This is a genomic window from Desulfonatronum zhilinae, from assembly GCF_900182865.1.
Classification (GTDB): domain Bacteria; phylum Desulfobacterota; class Desulfovibrionia; order Desulfovibrionales; family Desulfonatronaceae; genus Desulfonatronum; species Desulfonatronum lacustre.
The window spans coordinates 13,203-27,464 of sequence record NZ_FXUJ01000003.1; the positions used below are offsets into that span (position 1 = coordinate 13,203).

At 61.8% G+C, this 14,262-nt stretch carries 13 protein-coding genes; 8 read left to right on the forward strand and 5 right to left on the reverse strand.

Translation table 11 applies throughout. The annotated features are described in order from the left end of the window. Nucleotides 1–3: 3 nt before the first annotated feature. Both xseA and AC559A_RS03730 read left to right on the forward strand, forming a co-directional pair. Nucleotides 4–1,344, forward strand: coding sequence for an exodeoxyribonuclease VII large subunit (xseA, locus tag AC559A_RS03725; protein ID WP_498816319.1), 1,341 nt, complete (start codon nt 4–6; stop codon nt 1,342–1,344). A gap of 55 nt (nt 1,345–1,399) precedes the next feature. Beyond that, nucleotides 1,400–2,299: a M23 family metallopeptidase gene (locus AC559A_RS03730; protein WP_498816320.1), complete on the forward strand. Its 900-nt coding sequence runs from the start codon at nt 1,400–1,402 to the stop codon at nt 2,297–2,299. Nucleotides 2,300–2,323: 24 nt separating this feature from the next. Here the strand turns inward: AC559A_RS03730 and AC559A_RS03735 are convergent, their stop codons facing one another. From AC559A_RS03735 to AC559A_RS03745, 3 genes are read right to left on the reverse strand one after another with little or no spacing between them, the layout of a single operon-like run. Beyond that, the gene (locus AC559A_RS03735) at nt 2,324–3,673 is read right to left on the reverse strand and encodes a protein kinase domain-containing protein (protein ID WP_498816321.1); all 1,350 of its coding nucleotides are present in this window, start codon (nt 3,671–3,673) and stop codon (nt 2,324–2,326) included. Nucleotides 3,674–3,675: 2 nt separating this feature from the next. Further along, entirely contained in the window at nt 3,676–4,404 is a 729-nt protein-coding gene (locus AC559A_RS03740; RefSeq protein ID WP_498816323.1) for a metallophosphoesterase family protein, read from the reverse strand. 32 nt (nt 4,405–4,436) lie between these two features. Next, entirely contained in the window at nt 4,437–5,198 is a 762-nt protein-coding gene (locus AC559A_RS03745; protein WP_498816325.1) for an SDR family NAD(P)-dependent oxidoreductase, read from the reverse strand. Between AC559A_RS03745 and AC559A_RS03750 the strand changes: the two genes are divergently transcribed. The 5 genes from AC559A_RS03750 to AC559A_RS03770 all read left to right on the forward strand — a co-directional run bounded on the left by AC559A_RS03750 (nt 5,197) and on the right by AC559A_RS03770 (nt 8,720). Next, on the forward strand, nt 5,197–5,427 hold the full coding sequence (locus tag AC559A_RS03750) for a hypothetical protein (protein ID WP_498816327.1): 231 nt from the start codon (nt 5,197–5,199) through the stop codon (nt 5,425–5,427). The two genes, AC559A_RS03745 and AC559A_RS03750, sit on opposite strands and share 2 nt — an antisense overlap. A 47-nt stretch (nt 5,428–5,474) precedes the next feature. Continuing rightward, on the forward strand, nt 5,475–6,437 hold the full coding sequence (locus tag AC559A_RS03755; protein WP_035261779.1) for a cation diffusion facilitator family transporter: 963 nt from the start codon (nt 5,475–5,477) through the stop codon (nt 6,435–6,437). Between the two features lie 205 nt (nt 6,438–6,642). Then, the gene (locus AC559A_RS03760) at nt 6,643–6,834 is read left to right on the forward strand and encodes a hypothetical protein (protein ID WP_035261782.1); all 192 of its coding nucleotides are present in this window, start codon (nt 6,643–6,645) and stop codon (nt 6,832–6,834) included. Nucleotides 6,835–6,846: 12 nt separating this feature from the next. Continuing rightward, nucleotides 6,847–7,734 carry an EamA family transporter gene (locus tag AC559A_RS03765; RefSeq protein WP_498816329.1) on the forward strand — a complete coding sequence of 296 codons (888 nt, stop codon included), beginning with the start codon at nt 6,847–6,849 and terminating at the stop codon, nt 7,732–7,734. Nucleotides 7,735–7,841: 107 nt separating this feature from the next. Beyond that, nucleotides 7,842–8,720, forward strand: coding sequence for a pirin family protein (locus AC559A_RS03770; RefSeq protein WP_498816331.1), 879 nt, complete (start codon nt 7,842–7,844; stop codon nt 8,718–8,720). 286 nt (nt 8,721–9,006) lie between these two features. Here AC559A_RS03770 and AC559A_RS03775 read toward each other — a convergent pair whose 3' ends face one another. Both AC559A_RS03775 and sqr read right to left on the reverse strand, forming a co-directional pair. Then, the gene (locus AC559A_RS03775; protein WP_028572647.1) at nt 9,007–9,615 is read right to left on the reverse strand and encodes a hypothetical protein; all 609 of its coding nucleotides are present in this window, start codon (nt 9,613–9,615) and stop codon (nt 9,007–9,009) included. Nucleotides 9,616–9,627: 12 nt separating this feature from the next. Beyond that, complete coding sequence (gene sqr, locus AC559A_RS03780; RefSeq protein ID WP_028572648.1) at nt 9,628–10,887, reverse strand: type III sulfide quinone reductase, selenoprotein subtype; 1,260 nt, start codon at nt 10,885–10,887, stop codon at nt 9,628–9,630. An 809-nt stretch (nt 10,888–11,696) separates the two neighbouring features. Here sqr and AC559A_RS03785 point away from each other — a divergent pair. Beyond that, nucleotides 11,697–14,261, forward strand: coding sequence for a molybdopterin-dependent oxidoreductase (locus tag AC559A_RS03785; RefSeq protein WP_498816333.1), 2,565 nt, complete (start codon nt 11,697–11,699; stop codon nt 14,259–14,261). Nucleotide 14,262 lies beyond the last annotated feature (1 nt).

Here is a 14,262-nt window from a genome sequence, read left to right on the forward strand (position 1 = left end):
CCCATGGCCCACATTTTCTCCGTCCGTGAACTGACCCTGGCCGTGAAGGCCACGCTGGAGGGGGAGTTTCCGTTGGTTTGGGTGCGGGGGCAGGTCTCCAACCTGGCTCGACCGGGGTCCGGGCACGTCTATTTCACCCTGAAGGACGGCGAGGCGACGCTGGCCGCGGTCTGGTTCAAGTCCCAACAGTGGCAGCCCGCGGCGGTCCGGGATGTCCTGGCCGATGGTCAGGAGATGATTTGCGTCGGGCGGTTGACCGTGTACGCGCCGCGGGGTGCCTACCAGCTCGTGGTGGAGATGGTTCAGGATCAGGGTTTGGGAACGCTGTACGTGGCCTTCGAGGCCTTGAAGAAGCGGCTGGCCTCGGAAGGATATTTTGATCCGGCCCGCAAGCGCCCTTTGCCGTCGCATCCCCGGCGGATCGCGGTGATCACGGCCCTTGGCGGCGCGGCCTTGCGGGACTTTCTGTGCCTGGCCGACGAACGCGGCTTCGGCGCGTCCATCCGCGTGCATCCGGTCCTGGTCCAGGGCGACCAGGCTCCCGGTCAGATTATCCAGGCCTTGCAAGAGGCCAATATCCAGGGCTGGGCCGAAGTGATCGTGCTGATCCGGGGCGGCGGCTCCCTGGAAGACCTGTGGGCCTTCAACAACGAGGACCTGGCCAGGGCGGTCTTCATCTCCGAAATCCCGGTGCTTGCGGGCATCGGCCACGAGGTGGACACGACCATCGCGGATCTGACCGCGGACGTCCGCGCCGCCACGCCCAGCCATGCGGCCCAACTCCTGTGGCCGGAGCGGCGGGAACTGGCCCAGACCGTGGACGAGCTGGAAAACCGACTGCAAACCGCGGCCCGGGAGCTGCTGCGCCGCAAGGAGGCCCTGCTGGTCGGGCAGGAAAAGGCCCTGTCCTGGCTTTCTCCCAGGGTGCGGGTGTTGCGGGCCCTGGAGCGATTGGCCGGGCTGGAGCGCGATCTGCTTCGCAGCGGCCGGGCCATGCTCCGGGAGCGCCGGTCCGCCCTGGCCCAGGCGGCTTCGGACCTGACCAGAACCATGGACGCCCGGTCTTGGGCCGCCAGGCAAGCGGTGCTGGACCAGCGCCTGCACGAGCTTCTGGCCGCGGGCCGGGAAGCCGTTCGTGTCCGGGATCACGAGTTGGCCAAGCTGGAAACCGTCATGAGCGGTCTGAATCCGGAGCGGCCTTTGGAAAAGGGATTTTGTCTGGTCCAGTCGGAACGGACCGGAAACTACGTTCGGGACGCCCGTGACGTGGGCCAGGGCGATCTGTTGCGGATCGTACCCCGATCCGGGACCATCGTCGCGCGGGTGGAAACAATGGACCCGTAGGGGCAGGTCCCCGTGCCTGCCCTGCCTGTCTTTTGAACACGGAACGAGGAGAATAATGCAACGGTTCGGAATCAAGCGTTGGGGTGCGGGTTGGGTGGTGGCCCTTGGAATGCTGTTGTTCGCTCTGACGGCGGTCACGGCCCATGCGCACGGACACGTCCAATCCCAGGTCCACATTCAGGCCCCGGACCAGGTGGGCGTGGGCATGCCGTTTTTGGTCCGGTTTTCCGGGCCGGAGGATTTTCAAAGTGCAAGCCTGCGCTGGCTGGACAACGACCTTGGCCTCGTCGCCACGAAAGGCGAACAGGGCCGGATAGCGGTAGCCTTGCTGGGCGTCGATCTGGAGACTCCGCCGGGAACGCACCGACTTACCGGGACCGTTTCCACGGCTGGAGGGCAGCACGTGTTTGCCCATGACGTTCTGGTCCATGCCCGGGAATTTCCAGAACAGCGACTGCGGGTATCCCGGGAGATGGTCTCTCCGGATGCCTCGCTGATGCCCCGGATCGAGCAGGAACGTGGGGCCGTTCGGGCCGCTTTGGAGCGGGTCACGCCCATGCGATATTGGGAACAGCCCTTTGTCCGACCGGTCCAGGGCAGCGTGTCCAGCGCCTTTGGCCTGCGCCGATTTTTCAACGACCAGTCCCGGGCCCCGCATCGCGGGGTGGACCTGCGCGGCGCGGAGGGCACGTCGGTACGGGCCTTCAGCAACGGCGAGGTGGTTTTGGCGGGCGATCACTATTTCGCGGGCCGCTCCATCTATATCGACCACGGCCTGGGCGTGGTCACCCAGTACATCCATCTGTCTGAAATCCTGGTTCAGGAGGGGGACACCGTCATTGCCGGGCAGGTCATCGGCAAGGTGGGGGCCACGGGACGGGTCACCGGGCCGCATCTGCATTTCGGACTAAGCGTCCTGGGCATGTGGGTGGACCCTCTGCCGTTGCTGGAATAGCTCGGAGGAGATCAAAAGCGATGGTCAGTCCGGAACCGTGCTGACCGCCCGGACAAAGGCCGGACAGGTAAAATCCTGCCAGCCCAGGTAGCCGGACTCCACATCCACGATCCAGGCCGCGATGAAGGTTCGCCGGTCCGCGCTCCAAAGCCGGAGCTGGCGGCGATCGAACAGGGGTTGCAGACAGAAGTCGTCCAACGGGGCGTCCGGTTCCAGCAAGGTGAGCAGTTCGTCTACCGTGGGCAGCCGCCAGGTGGACCGCCCGGCCCAGCGCTCCCGGTTGAGCCGACGGACGTGTTCCCGCGCCGCGCCCCACTCCAGGGGCTCCGCGGACCCGGACCGCTGCCAAAGTCGGCCCGCGTCCGGATCGGAAACCGTCTCCCGCTCGACCACGTATCGCTTCGCCTTTGGGCGGACCGGCCGCCACAAGGCGTCCACCATGAACATCTCCCGGGCGTCGTGCCCGCCGACCTTGCGCGGTTGCTCGCGCGGTTTTTCATCGCGCGCGCCCCGGCGAGCCGTCCGGGCATGTTCCTCCCAGCGCATTCGACAGACGGCCTCCCGGTGTATTCTCCAGTACCGCGCCATGGCGTCCAAGCCCTCCAGGACCTCAGCGGCACCGGCAGGGCGCTCGGCCGGTTTCGAGGCCAGCATGCGGCCCAGAAATCCGCCCCCTTTCGCGCCGAATTCCCGGATTATCGGCGACCAATCCCAATTTTCCCCGGGCAGCCCTCCGGAAATCATCCGGTACAGGACCACGCCCAAGGCGTACCAGTCGGCGCGCTGGTCCACGCTCTCCGGATCACGCTCCTGCTCCGGCGGAGCGTAGAACGGGCTGCCGACCATCAGCTGGCTCGGGCGGACCTCCCTTTCGCCGCGCAGCTTGGACAGGCCGAAGTCCGCCAATTTGACCCGTTTCCGGCCGTCCAGGAGCAGATTCGCCGGTTTCACGTCCCGATGCACAAGACCTTGGCCATGCAGGGCCTCCAGGGCCGACGCCGTTTGTCGGGCCACCTCCAGGGCCAGGTCCGGGCGCAGGGGACGGCTCGGCTCCTCCACCAGCGGGCTTTCGCCGATCCACTCGCCCACCGTGCGGCAGTGGTACTCCAAAAGCATATACCACCGCGCGCCCTCAAGTCGTTGTCCCAGCAGCCGGACCACGTGGGGATGGTCCGTGCGGGCCAGGACCCCGGCTTCAAATTGGAACCGCCGCTGGATTTCCTCCAAGCCCAGCAGGTCCGCCAGGTGCGGATGGGGGCGCAGCAGCTTCAAGGCGCAAATCCGGCCGTCCAGCGCGGACCGGACCTTGAGCACCCGGCTCATCCCGCCCTGGCCCAACAGACCCAGAATCTCGTGGCCGTCCATGAAACGCATGCTTACTCCCGCAAACGCCGCGCGTTGACTTCCGGAAACTCCAGGGCCTCGATCTTGGCAATGGTCAACGCGGCGTCATACGGCACGGCGCGCACGTCCAGCAACGCCCGGTCGGAGTCCCAGAGCACGTACTTGGCCGCGAGGGTTCCGTCCCGGGGCTGCCCCACGCTGCCCACGTTGATGATGAAGCGTCGTCCCTCGTCCAGGCGGAATGTCCCGGGTTCGATTTCGTCCAGCGTGGCTTCATGGCCGTCCCAAGATGCCAGATGGAGCATGTGGGTGTGGCCCACGAAGCAGACCTTCTGAGAAAAGGCGGCAAACAGCTCGGGCAGGGTCTCTGGTTCGTATTCGAAAAGATAGTCGAAAGGATCGTCCGGAGGGCAACCGTGCACAGCGAGAAACGTTTCCCGCTGGATGGCCATGGGCCATGTGCCCAGCACCGTGATGGTTTTCGGACTGAGCAGTCCCAGGGTGATCTCCAGGGATTTTCGGGTCGTGGGATTGAACCAGTCGCGTTTTTCCGGGAACAGCACTCCTTGTTCGTGGTTGCCCTGAATGCAGGAAATGCCTTCCCGGCGCAGCAGATGGACCACGGCATTGGGGTCCGGTCCATAGCCCACGGCGTCGCCGAGATTGATCACGGCGTCCGGGCATTGGGTTCGCAGATCTGCCAGGACCGCCAGCAAGGCCTCCTGGTTGGCATGGATGTCCGAGAGCACCGCCAAACGCATAACCGCCGCCTTTCGTTCCCGCGTCTGCGGACTTACAGGTCCCGCACGTCCCAGGTCCTGCCGTGCAGGCGGCGCGGGTTCCCGGCAAGCAATCGGACCAACCCGGCGGCGGACTGTTCCGGGGTCATCAATCGCCCCTCCTCCTTCCAGGGTCGGAACACGGACTGGAGCTGGCTCGCCGCGCCGCCCTCGGATTCCCGGGCCTGAGCCTGCATCCGGGTTTCCACGATCCCCGGCCGGTAGACAAAAGTGGTGATTGTCGGGGCCTCGGCGGCCAGCTGGCGGGCCAGATGCTCTTCCGCGGCCTTGGCCGCGCAATAGGCCGCGATGCCCGGCTGGGTCTTTTCCGCGGCGCCGGAGCCGAAGAAAACCGCCAGCCCCTCGCCTTGTTTCAGAAGAAGCGGCAGGCAGCCGCGAATCAGTTGATGGGCGGCCATGACGTTGGCCTGGAACACGGTCAGAAAGTCCGTGTCCGACAACTCCCAGACGTACGGTCCCGGATGCAGAATGCCGGCAGCGTGGATGAACCCCTGGAAATAGCCAATTTTTCGAGCCGCTCCCACCATGGCGGCAACGGTTTCGGCCTTGGAGGCGTCGCCGGCCACGACCTCCACCACGGCCTTGGACTCCCCGCCCCGTCCGGCGCACAATTCCCGCGTCTCCCGCAGCGGGTCCGTGCTCCGGGCGTTGATCACCAGATTCACCCCTTCCTTGGCCAGGGCCACGGCCAAGGCCCGCCCGATGCCCATGGACGCGCCGGTGAGCAGCAAGGTTTTTCCGTGCAGTTCGTGCATGATGTTCACCCTTCCTTGGCTTGTCGCTGATACTCTTTCACTGGTTCCCAAGCTGGAGCTTGGGAATGAGCGGAAAGGCTCGTCTCCAGAGGGAGTACCCGCATCAATCGAAATCGAAATCGTGATCGAAATCGGAAATTCATCAGAAATCGATTTCGATAGCGATTTCGATAGCGATACCGATTGGGGCAGCCCCGAGGCCCGAGAACAACTCCGTCCTGCCCTCTGAACGGTGTCCATTAGACAGCACCCGCGCTCGTCCTGTAAAGACCTCGCATGTCCCTGCTGCAAACCCCCGCCCGCTACGCCCTGGTGTCCGTGGCCGCCTCCCTGGTGACCATGGCCCTCAAGTTCGGGGCCTTCTGGATGACCGGCTCGGTGAGCATCTTTTCCGATGCCGCGGAGTCCGTGATCAACCTCGTGGCCGGGCTGATCGCCTTCATCGCGCTGCTCATCGCGGCCCGTCCGGCGGACAAGCAGCACACCTACGGCCACGACAAGGTGGAGTACTTTGCCAGCGGTGTCGAGGGGACCCTGATCCTCGTGGCCGCGGCGACCATCTTCATCACCTCGGTCCAGCGCCTGTTCGCCCCGGTCCCCCTGGACAGCCTGGGCTGGGGCATTGCGGTTCTGGTCCTGGCCGCGGCCATCAACCTGGGCGCGGCCAGGGTTCTGATGCACGGCGCGCGCAAGCACGACAGCATCACCCTGGAGGCCGACGCCAAGCATCTGATGACCGACGTCTGGACCTCGCTGGCCGTGGTCGTGGGTATCGGAGTGATCATCCTCGCCCCGGAGGAATGGCTCTTTCTCGATCCCCTGATCGCCATGGCCGTGGCCGTGAACATTTTGCGCGCCGGCGTGGACCTGCTGCGCCGCTCCTGGAACGGGTTGATGGATCAAACCTTGCCGGCCGAGGAAATCCAAATCATCACCGAGGCCCTGCAAGCCCAGGCCCCGGACGCTCCGTTCCACGGTCTGCGCTCCCGCAAGTCCGGCTCCCGGCGGTTCATCGACGTGCACCTGCTGCTGCCCGGAGAGTGCAGCGTCCAGGAAGCGCATGAACTGTGCGACAGGATCGAACACCTGGTCGAGTCGCGGCTGAACAACACCAGTCTGACCATTCACGTGGAGCCCGTGGAGGACGACGCCTCCTGGGACGGACACTGCATCGGCGGTGTGGCCAACGACGGCTCGGACCAGCAGGCGCGACTTCCCAACAATCTACAGCCGTCGTAACTGCTCAGTACGAAGTAGTGCCGTTGCCGGGATCAGAATCGGAGTCGGAGTCGGGATCGGGATCGAAAAGGGTGGGGTGCGTTCTATTTTATTCCGTTCCGATACCGATACCGATAGCGACCCCGACCCCGATTTGCCGGAGCAAGAAGGGACACAAGATGTGCTGAGGAGATACCAGCTTTCAGACGAAAACAAGGAGGATGACATGGAACTCAACAGGATGATTCATCTTTCAGGCGTCCTCGGCGTGCTCGGACTGCTTGGCTTCTTCAAGCCCATGTTCAGCGCCTTTGCCGCCTTCGCCGCGTTCGGGGCCTGGGGAGCGCCAGGTCCGCTACGCTATATGGGCTACCTGGGATTTTTGGGCTTCATCGGCCTGCTCGGCTTTTTCCGCTGACCCGCGATTGCGATGCTCTGGGCCGTACTGGCATTGGGCACGGCCTTTTTCGAGGCGATCAAGGACGCGCTGAGCAAGGGGCAGCTGATCCTGGGAGACGAATATCTTCTGGCGTGGTCCTACTGCGTTTTCGCCCTGCCCCTAACCGGGGCGTACCTCTGGTGGGAGGGTATTCCGGCCATCGGAAGCGACTTCGGCTGGGCCCTTGCGGCCGGGGTTGCCCTGAACCTGGTCGCCGTGACCCTCTACATGCGGGCGATCAAGGCTTCGGAGTTGTCCCTGACCCTGCCCATGCTCACCTTCACCCCGCTGTTCATGCTGATCACCTCGCCGCTGATCCTGGGCGAATTTCCTGATCGCTGGGGCGGACTGGGCATGCTCCTGATCATTTCCGGGGCCTACCTGTTGAACCTCAGACCAACCTCTGCAAGCCTCGGAGCCAACAGCGGGATAAGTTTGCTGGCCCCTTTTCGGGCTCTGTGGAACGATCCCGGCCCCCGTGTCATGCTCCTGGTGGCCTTCATCTGGAGCTTCACCGCCAACATCGACAAGGTCGGCGTGATCAACTCCTCGCCGGCGTTCTGGCTGTTCTGCTTTTTCATGGCCATGAGTCTTGGCCTTTCGCCGGTGGTCCTGATCAAGTCCCGGCGTCCACTCCGCCAATTACGGCGGAACTTTCGGGCGCTTTTCCTGGTCGGGCTGTTCGGCTCCCTGGCCCTGGTGCTCCAGATGTGGGCCTTGACCCTGACCCTGGCGGCCTACGTGGTTTCCATCAAACGGATGAGCGTGGTCTTCGGGGTTCTTTTCGGTCACGTCATGTTCGGCGAAAAAGACCTCACCCGCAAACTTCTCTGCGCGGCCCTAATGGTCGCCGGAGTGGGGTTGATAGCCTTGAACTGACGGGAACCTGATTCAAGACTTGCCACCCAGGGTGAGAGTGCCCATTTTATATTCTTGGGGGTAAGGACTTGAAAGGCCATCCCACCGTCATTCCAGGAGGTTCAAAAATGCGCAGATCCATCGAGCAGGTATTTTTCGGAGAGCCGATCACCGAAGGGGCGGGCGTGAAGCTGCACCGCGCTTTTGGGTACTACGAGGCGGAGTTGTTCGATCCGTTTCTGATGCTGGACGACTTCCGTTCAGACCGGCCCGAGGACTACCTGAAAGGCTTTCCCTGGCATCCGCACCGGGGAATCGAAACCATCACCTACGTGCTCAAGGGCGATGTGGAACATGGCGACAGCCTGGGCAACACCGGAATCACCTCTTCGGGAGACGTCCAGTGGATGACCGCCGGAAGCGGGATCATTCACCAGGAAATGCCCAAGGGCGACGCCCACGGTTCCATGCACGGATTCCAGCTCTGGGCCAACCTTCCGGCGGATCAAAAGATGATCGAGCCGCAATACAGGGATATCACGGCCGCGGACATCCCGGAGGTTGAAACCGAAAACGGCGTGCGGATCAAGATCATCGCCGGAACCGTGGGCGCTGTTTCCGGCCCGGTGGACGACGTGGTGGTGGCCCCGGAATACCTGGACTGCACCATCCCGCCGAACACGGAATTCGTCCATCCCACCCGGCGCGGCTTCACGGCCTTCATCTACGTGATCGGCGGAGCGGGCACCGTGAACGGCACGTCCGTGGCCAACCGGCAGGTGGTGCTGTTCGGCGACGGGGACGAACTGGCGGTGGTCGCCGGGGAAGAGCCCCTGCGGATGCTCCTTCTGACGGGCAGGCCCCTGGACGAACCCATTGCCTGGCGCGGCCCTATCGTCATGAACACCAGGCAGGAACTGGAACAGGCGTTCCAGGATCTGCGCGACGAAACCTTCATCAAGCATCCCCCGCTCCACGTGGCGCACCATCTGGCAGACGGTCGCTGACGGCATTCGGAACGGTACAGTTTACGGTTCCAGTGCGAGCCCTCGCCAAAGGCAAACCACGCATCACCCCGCGGATTGCGCGACGGGTAAAAGCTAAGAGGGCCCCTAGTGGATTCGCCAAGTCGGGCTTGCCTTGCTGGTGGCCAGGGATACCGGGCTGCCGTTTTTCTATCGCGAATACGAGGGCAACTGCCATGATTCCAAGGTGTTTCAGTGCGTTGCAGCCTACTCCCGTGCCCCCGCCGGCGCTTCGCGCGCCGGGGAGAGCACGGGGGGGGCCGGTCGATCATTTCAGGAGCAGCAGCAACAACATGCCTACTGGCACGATCCAGGCTACCGCGAGGGCGGGGATGAGGATTTTTTGGAAGCGGATCAGTTGGCGGGTTTGTTTGATCATTTCGGGGTCGGCCAGGTCCGCGAGCAGACCGACGATCTCCGGGGCGGATTTTTCCAGGCGATCCAGAGTATCCTTGGGCATGGTCTCGTACATCTTGGCCATAATGTCCGCGGACTGCTGGGCGGATCGGAAATAGCCCTTTTGTTCCCATTCCGTGGCTTTTTCAATGTAGTCCATCATCAAGCCGCGCAGCGTGTCGTAGGATTCCTTGCCCAACTCGGCCACTGCCTCCAGCTGACGCATGGCGTAGTTGATGTTGTGGATGTTCTTCAGAAACAGGATCAGCATCTGGCGCAGTTCTCGGCCGTCCACCTTCACGTTTTCCAATTCCAGCTCTTCCTGCAGGGAGAACATCGCGGCATTGCCCACGATGTTCAGATCCCGGGCCAGATCCTGGGTCATCTCGTTGCGCAGCATCATCTCCCTGGCCATCCTGGAGACATCGTCCAGCTTCCGCTCTAAAGACGCCAGTGTTTCCACGTGTTGTTCCATGGTCATGGTCCACCTCCTCTAGGCCGTGATGGAGCCGGGCATTTCCTTGCCGGCCATGGTCATGAACGGGGAAACCGGAAGGTCCTTGCCCTTGAGCAAAAGATGCCAGTAGGCCCAGCGAAACATCATCTTGCCGTAGTGGTTCATCTTGGTCTCCTTGAGCAGGGTGAAGGGCCCGGCTCCGGGCAGGGGAAACTTTCCGGGCAGCGGCTCCTGGGTGTAGTTGAAGTCAATGAGCAGGGCCTTGCCGAATCCGGACTCGATGAAGCAGTTGGAATGTCCGTCGAACTTGGGCAGCGGCTCCAAGCCGTCCAGATGACGCAGGATGTTCTCGATCAGGATTTCGCTTTCAAAGTGGGCCACGGAACCGGCCTTGGACGTGGGCACGTTGGTGGCGTCGCCGATGACGAAGATGTCCTGGAAGTTCTTGCTTTGCAGGGTGTGATTGTCCGTGGGCACCCAGCCCAGGGGATCGCCCATATCTGAATCGATGATGAACTGGGCGCCCTTCATGGTCGGGATGGACACCAGCAGATCGAAGTCGATTTCCCGCTTGTCGTGGGACACGATGCGCTTGTTCTCGTTGTCCACGTGGCTCAGGGCGAAATCCGGCATGATCTTGATGTTTTTCTCCTCACAGACGTACTTCAGGGTCTGGGAAGCCAGGGGCTTGGTGAAGGGGCCGCTGAGCGGGGTGGCGAAGACGATTTCCACCTTGTCCCGGATGCCTCGCTCATGGAAGTACCAGTCCGAAAGCATCACGAATTCCGGCGGAGCCACCGGACATTTCACCGGCATTTCTGCCACGTTGAGCACGAGTCTGCCGCCCTTGAAGGAGCGCATGGCCTGTTGCAGCTTCAGGGCTCCGTCCAGGGTGTAAAAGTCGAAGATGGACTTTTGCCAGTTCGGCCCCAGCAGACCCTCGTTTTCCGTGGGATCGCAGCGCGAACCGCTGGCGATGATCAGCAGGTCGTAGTCAATGGTTCCCTTCTTCATCACCACCTTCCTGGCATCAGGATCGACCTTCTCGATCTTGGAGACGATGAATTTGACCTCAGAGGGCAGGAACACGTCCCGGGGCTTGAGCACGTCCTCCTTGGACCGGTACATGCTGAAGGGAAGGAACAGCAGACCGGGCTGATAGAGGTGGACGCGGTCCTCATCCACGATGGTTACGCTGATCTTGTTCTGATCGATTTCCGTGCGCAGGTTTTCGCACAACCGATTGGCCATCATTGTGCCGGCGGTCCCGGCTCCGAGAATGACGATTTTCCGCATGAGCGCACCTCTCCTTGGTGGTTGAGGGTGATAGGGAAAAGCTGGCCGCGGCGGCGATAAGGTCGGACGCGGGCAGTGGATCGCTTCTTCGCGGAATGGAGGGGCTTCCGGCGGGACTGGATACGTGAATGAGTGAGGATACCGTATAGTAGCCAGCACTTCATTAATCAGATGAATTCCAGGAATGTCGGAACCATAATAGTACTAGCAAACTTCATACCCGTATTCATCACGGCGGCAAGCCTTGGCCGCCCATGGTCGATGAAGGGCGGCCTGTGAGTGGCTTGGGGCTCAAAAACGAGCATTCGCTCCAAGGATGACGTTTTGGTTTTGCCGGAAAGCATTCCTCTGGAAATTTCGAGGGTATCTCCACACCGAGCGCCAGGTTGCGACCCGTGCGGAAGCTGCGAAACTCAGCCAGTCCAGGACTCTTTCTCGCCATGCAGTCCAGAAACAGATCACGATAGTATTTTGGAATCGTTTAATTTTCTGGGTGCCATCTTGAATGTGTCCAAATACGGGACACAAAATCATAGTTTTTAAGTCGGAATTTCTAAAAAAACTGGAGCATCCCGATGTACTGATAATATTTAGTTCATATTTTCAGATTCTTGGGTGCAGTCCGGGGCTTTGCTCATCGCATGGCATGGGAATTGCCATATCTTGCCGGATAATATGGTGTTGCCGTGAAAACTGCATGAACAATACATTGCAAAGTGTTCGCCGGACCGTGACCAGACGCGACTCCAGGAAGCCCACGCTCCGGCAATTTGAGGATGACCCCCATCCGAGAACCTCAAGGAGGAGCCATGAGACAATTGGAGATTGACGGAATGGACGGCAAAGGCGGAGCCGCGGTCAGCAGGCGATCGTTCGTCAAGGGCGCCGCCGCGGCGTGCGCCGGGTTGGCCGCGGGCGGGCCCGCGCTGCGCGCCCTGGTCCCGGACACGGCCCATGCCAGAGGCGCTTTGGCCGAGGGCAAATGGGTCAGCAGCTGTTGCGTGGGCTGTACGTCCTGGTGTTCCAAGCAAGTTTACGTGATCAACGGGCGGGCCGTGAAGATTCGCGGCAACCCGCATTCCAAGACCAACGGCATCAACTCCTGCCCTCGGGCCCACCTGGCCCTGCAGCAGGTTTACGACCCGGACCGGGTCAAGACGCCCATGAAGCGGACCAATCCCAAAAAAGGTCGGCATGAAGATCCCGGTTTCGTGCCCATCTCCTGGGACGAGGCCCTGGACATGTTGGCGGACAAGATCATGGAACTGCGGGCCAACGACGAAACCCACAAGTTCATGCTCATGCGCGGGCGGTACACCGCGCTGAACGACCTCTTCTACGATCGGTTGCCGAAAATCATCGGTTCTCCGAACAACATCTCTCACAGCTCCATCTGCGCCGAGGCCGAGAAGATGCGCTACTTCCAGGAAGGGCAGTGGGCCTACATGCAGTACGACATCCCCAACACCCGCTACGTGCTGATCTGGGGCGCGGACCCGCTGGTGGCCAACCGCGGGGTCTCCTCGTACCTGAACAGTTGGGGCCGGGCCCTGGACAACGCGAGGATCGCCTCGGTGGAACCGCGACTCTCCGGCACGGGCAGCAAATGCGACGAATGGTTGCCGGTCAAGCCGGGCTACGACGGCGCTCTGGCCTCGGCCATGGCTCATACCATCCTGGTGGAGGGAATGTGGTACAAACCTTTTGTCGGCGACTTCTTCGACGGCGAGAACAAGTTCATCCCCGGACAGGAGATCAATGAGTTCACCTTTCTGGAGGAACATACCCACGGCTTGGCGAAGTGGTGGAACCTGTACCTCAAAGACGCCACCCCGGAATGGGCCGAGCCGCTCTGCGGCATTCCAGCGGACCAGATCAGGCGCGTGGCTCTGGGCTTCGCCGCGGCGGCTCCGAACTGCATTTCCTGGGTCGGCGGCGGTCCGGCCATGCAACCCCGTGGAACGTACGGCTGTCTGGCGGCCAATGCCTTGAACGGCCTTGTGGGCGGCTGCGACAACCTGGGCGGTGTCCTTACCTACAATTCCCGCAGTTACCAAGGGTTTCCCTCACCTAACGATTTCATGGACGAAATGGCCCAAACCAATTCAAAGAAAGAAAAGATCGACCAGCGTGGTCGTTTGGAATGGCCCAATCTGGCCAGTGGACGGTCCGGAGGTGGGGTGAACACCAACAACGTGGCTGACGCGATCATCAACGAGGACCCCAACGAGATCAAAGTGGCCATGGGCTATTTCAATAATTTTGCCTTTTCCTGCCCAGGCACCGGACGCTGGGATCAAGCCCTGTCCAAGATCGACTTTTTCGCCCACATGACCACCCATGCTTCGGAAATGAGTTTCTACGCGGATATCGTGTTGCCGGTGAACCATTGCATGTTCGAGTCTTGGGGAACTTTGGACAATTCCAGCAACGGGTATCGGTCCGTGAGCCTGATGCAGCCGGCCATTGCGCGGCTCTGGGACACCAAGAGCATGGAAACGGAAATTCCCTGGCTGCTGGGCGAGAAATTGGCCCAGCGCGGGTTCGACAACCTGTTGCGCTACTATCAAGCCGTCGTGGACCCGGAAACCGGTAAAGCGCCCACCAATGAAAAGGAATTCGAACTGTACGCCATCAAGCACCGGATGCAGCATTTCTGGGACCCGGCCCAGAGCAAGGGGGGCGACAAATTCTCCGGCTGGGAAGAGTTCGTGGAAGTCGGGGTCTGGAACTCCGATCCCTATGCGTATCGGGCCCGGTGGAGCAACATGGGCACCAAAACCGGGAAGTTCGAATTCTACAGCGAAACCCTGAAGGATTCGTTGGAGAAGCACGCCGAGCGGCACAACACCACCGTGGACCACGTTCTGGAGGTTTGCAACTACGAGGCCCGGGGCGAAATGGCCTTCATCCCCCACCATGAGGAACCCTACGAATGGGGCGACTCAGGTGAATATCCCTTCAAGTTCGTGGATTACAAGGCCCGCCTGAACCGGGAAGGTCGGAGTTCCAATTGCCCCTGGTATCTCCAGCTCAAGGACCTGGACCCTGGGGACAAGTCCTACGAGGACGTGGCCAAGCTGAATCCCATTGACGGCGAACGCCTGGGCATCAAGTCCGGGGACAAGATCCGACTGACCACGCCCACGGGCAGCATCGTCTGCACCGCCTCCCTCTGGGAAGGCGCCAAACCCGGCACCGTGGCCAAATGTTTCGGTCAGGGACACTGGGCCTATGGTCGCTACGCGGCCAAGGTCTTCGGCAAGGAGGCCCTGGGAGCGAACAACAACGACATCATCCCGGTGGACTATGACCGGTTGAGCGGTTCCACGGCCTACTACGGCCACATCCGGCTGAAAGTCGAAAAGGTCTAGG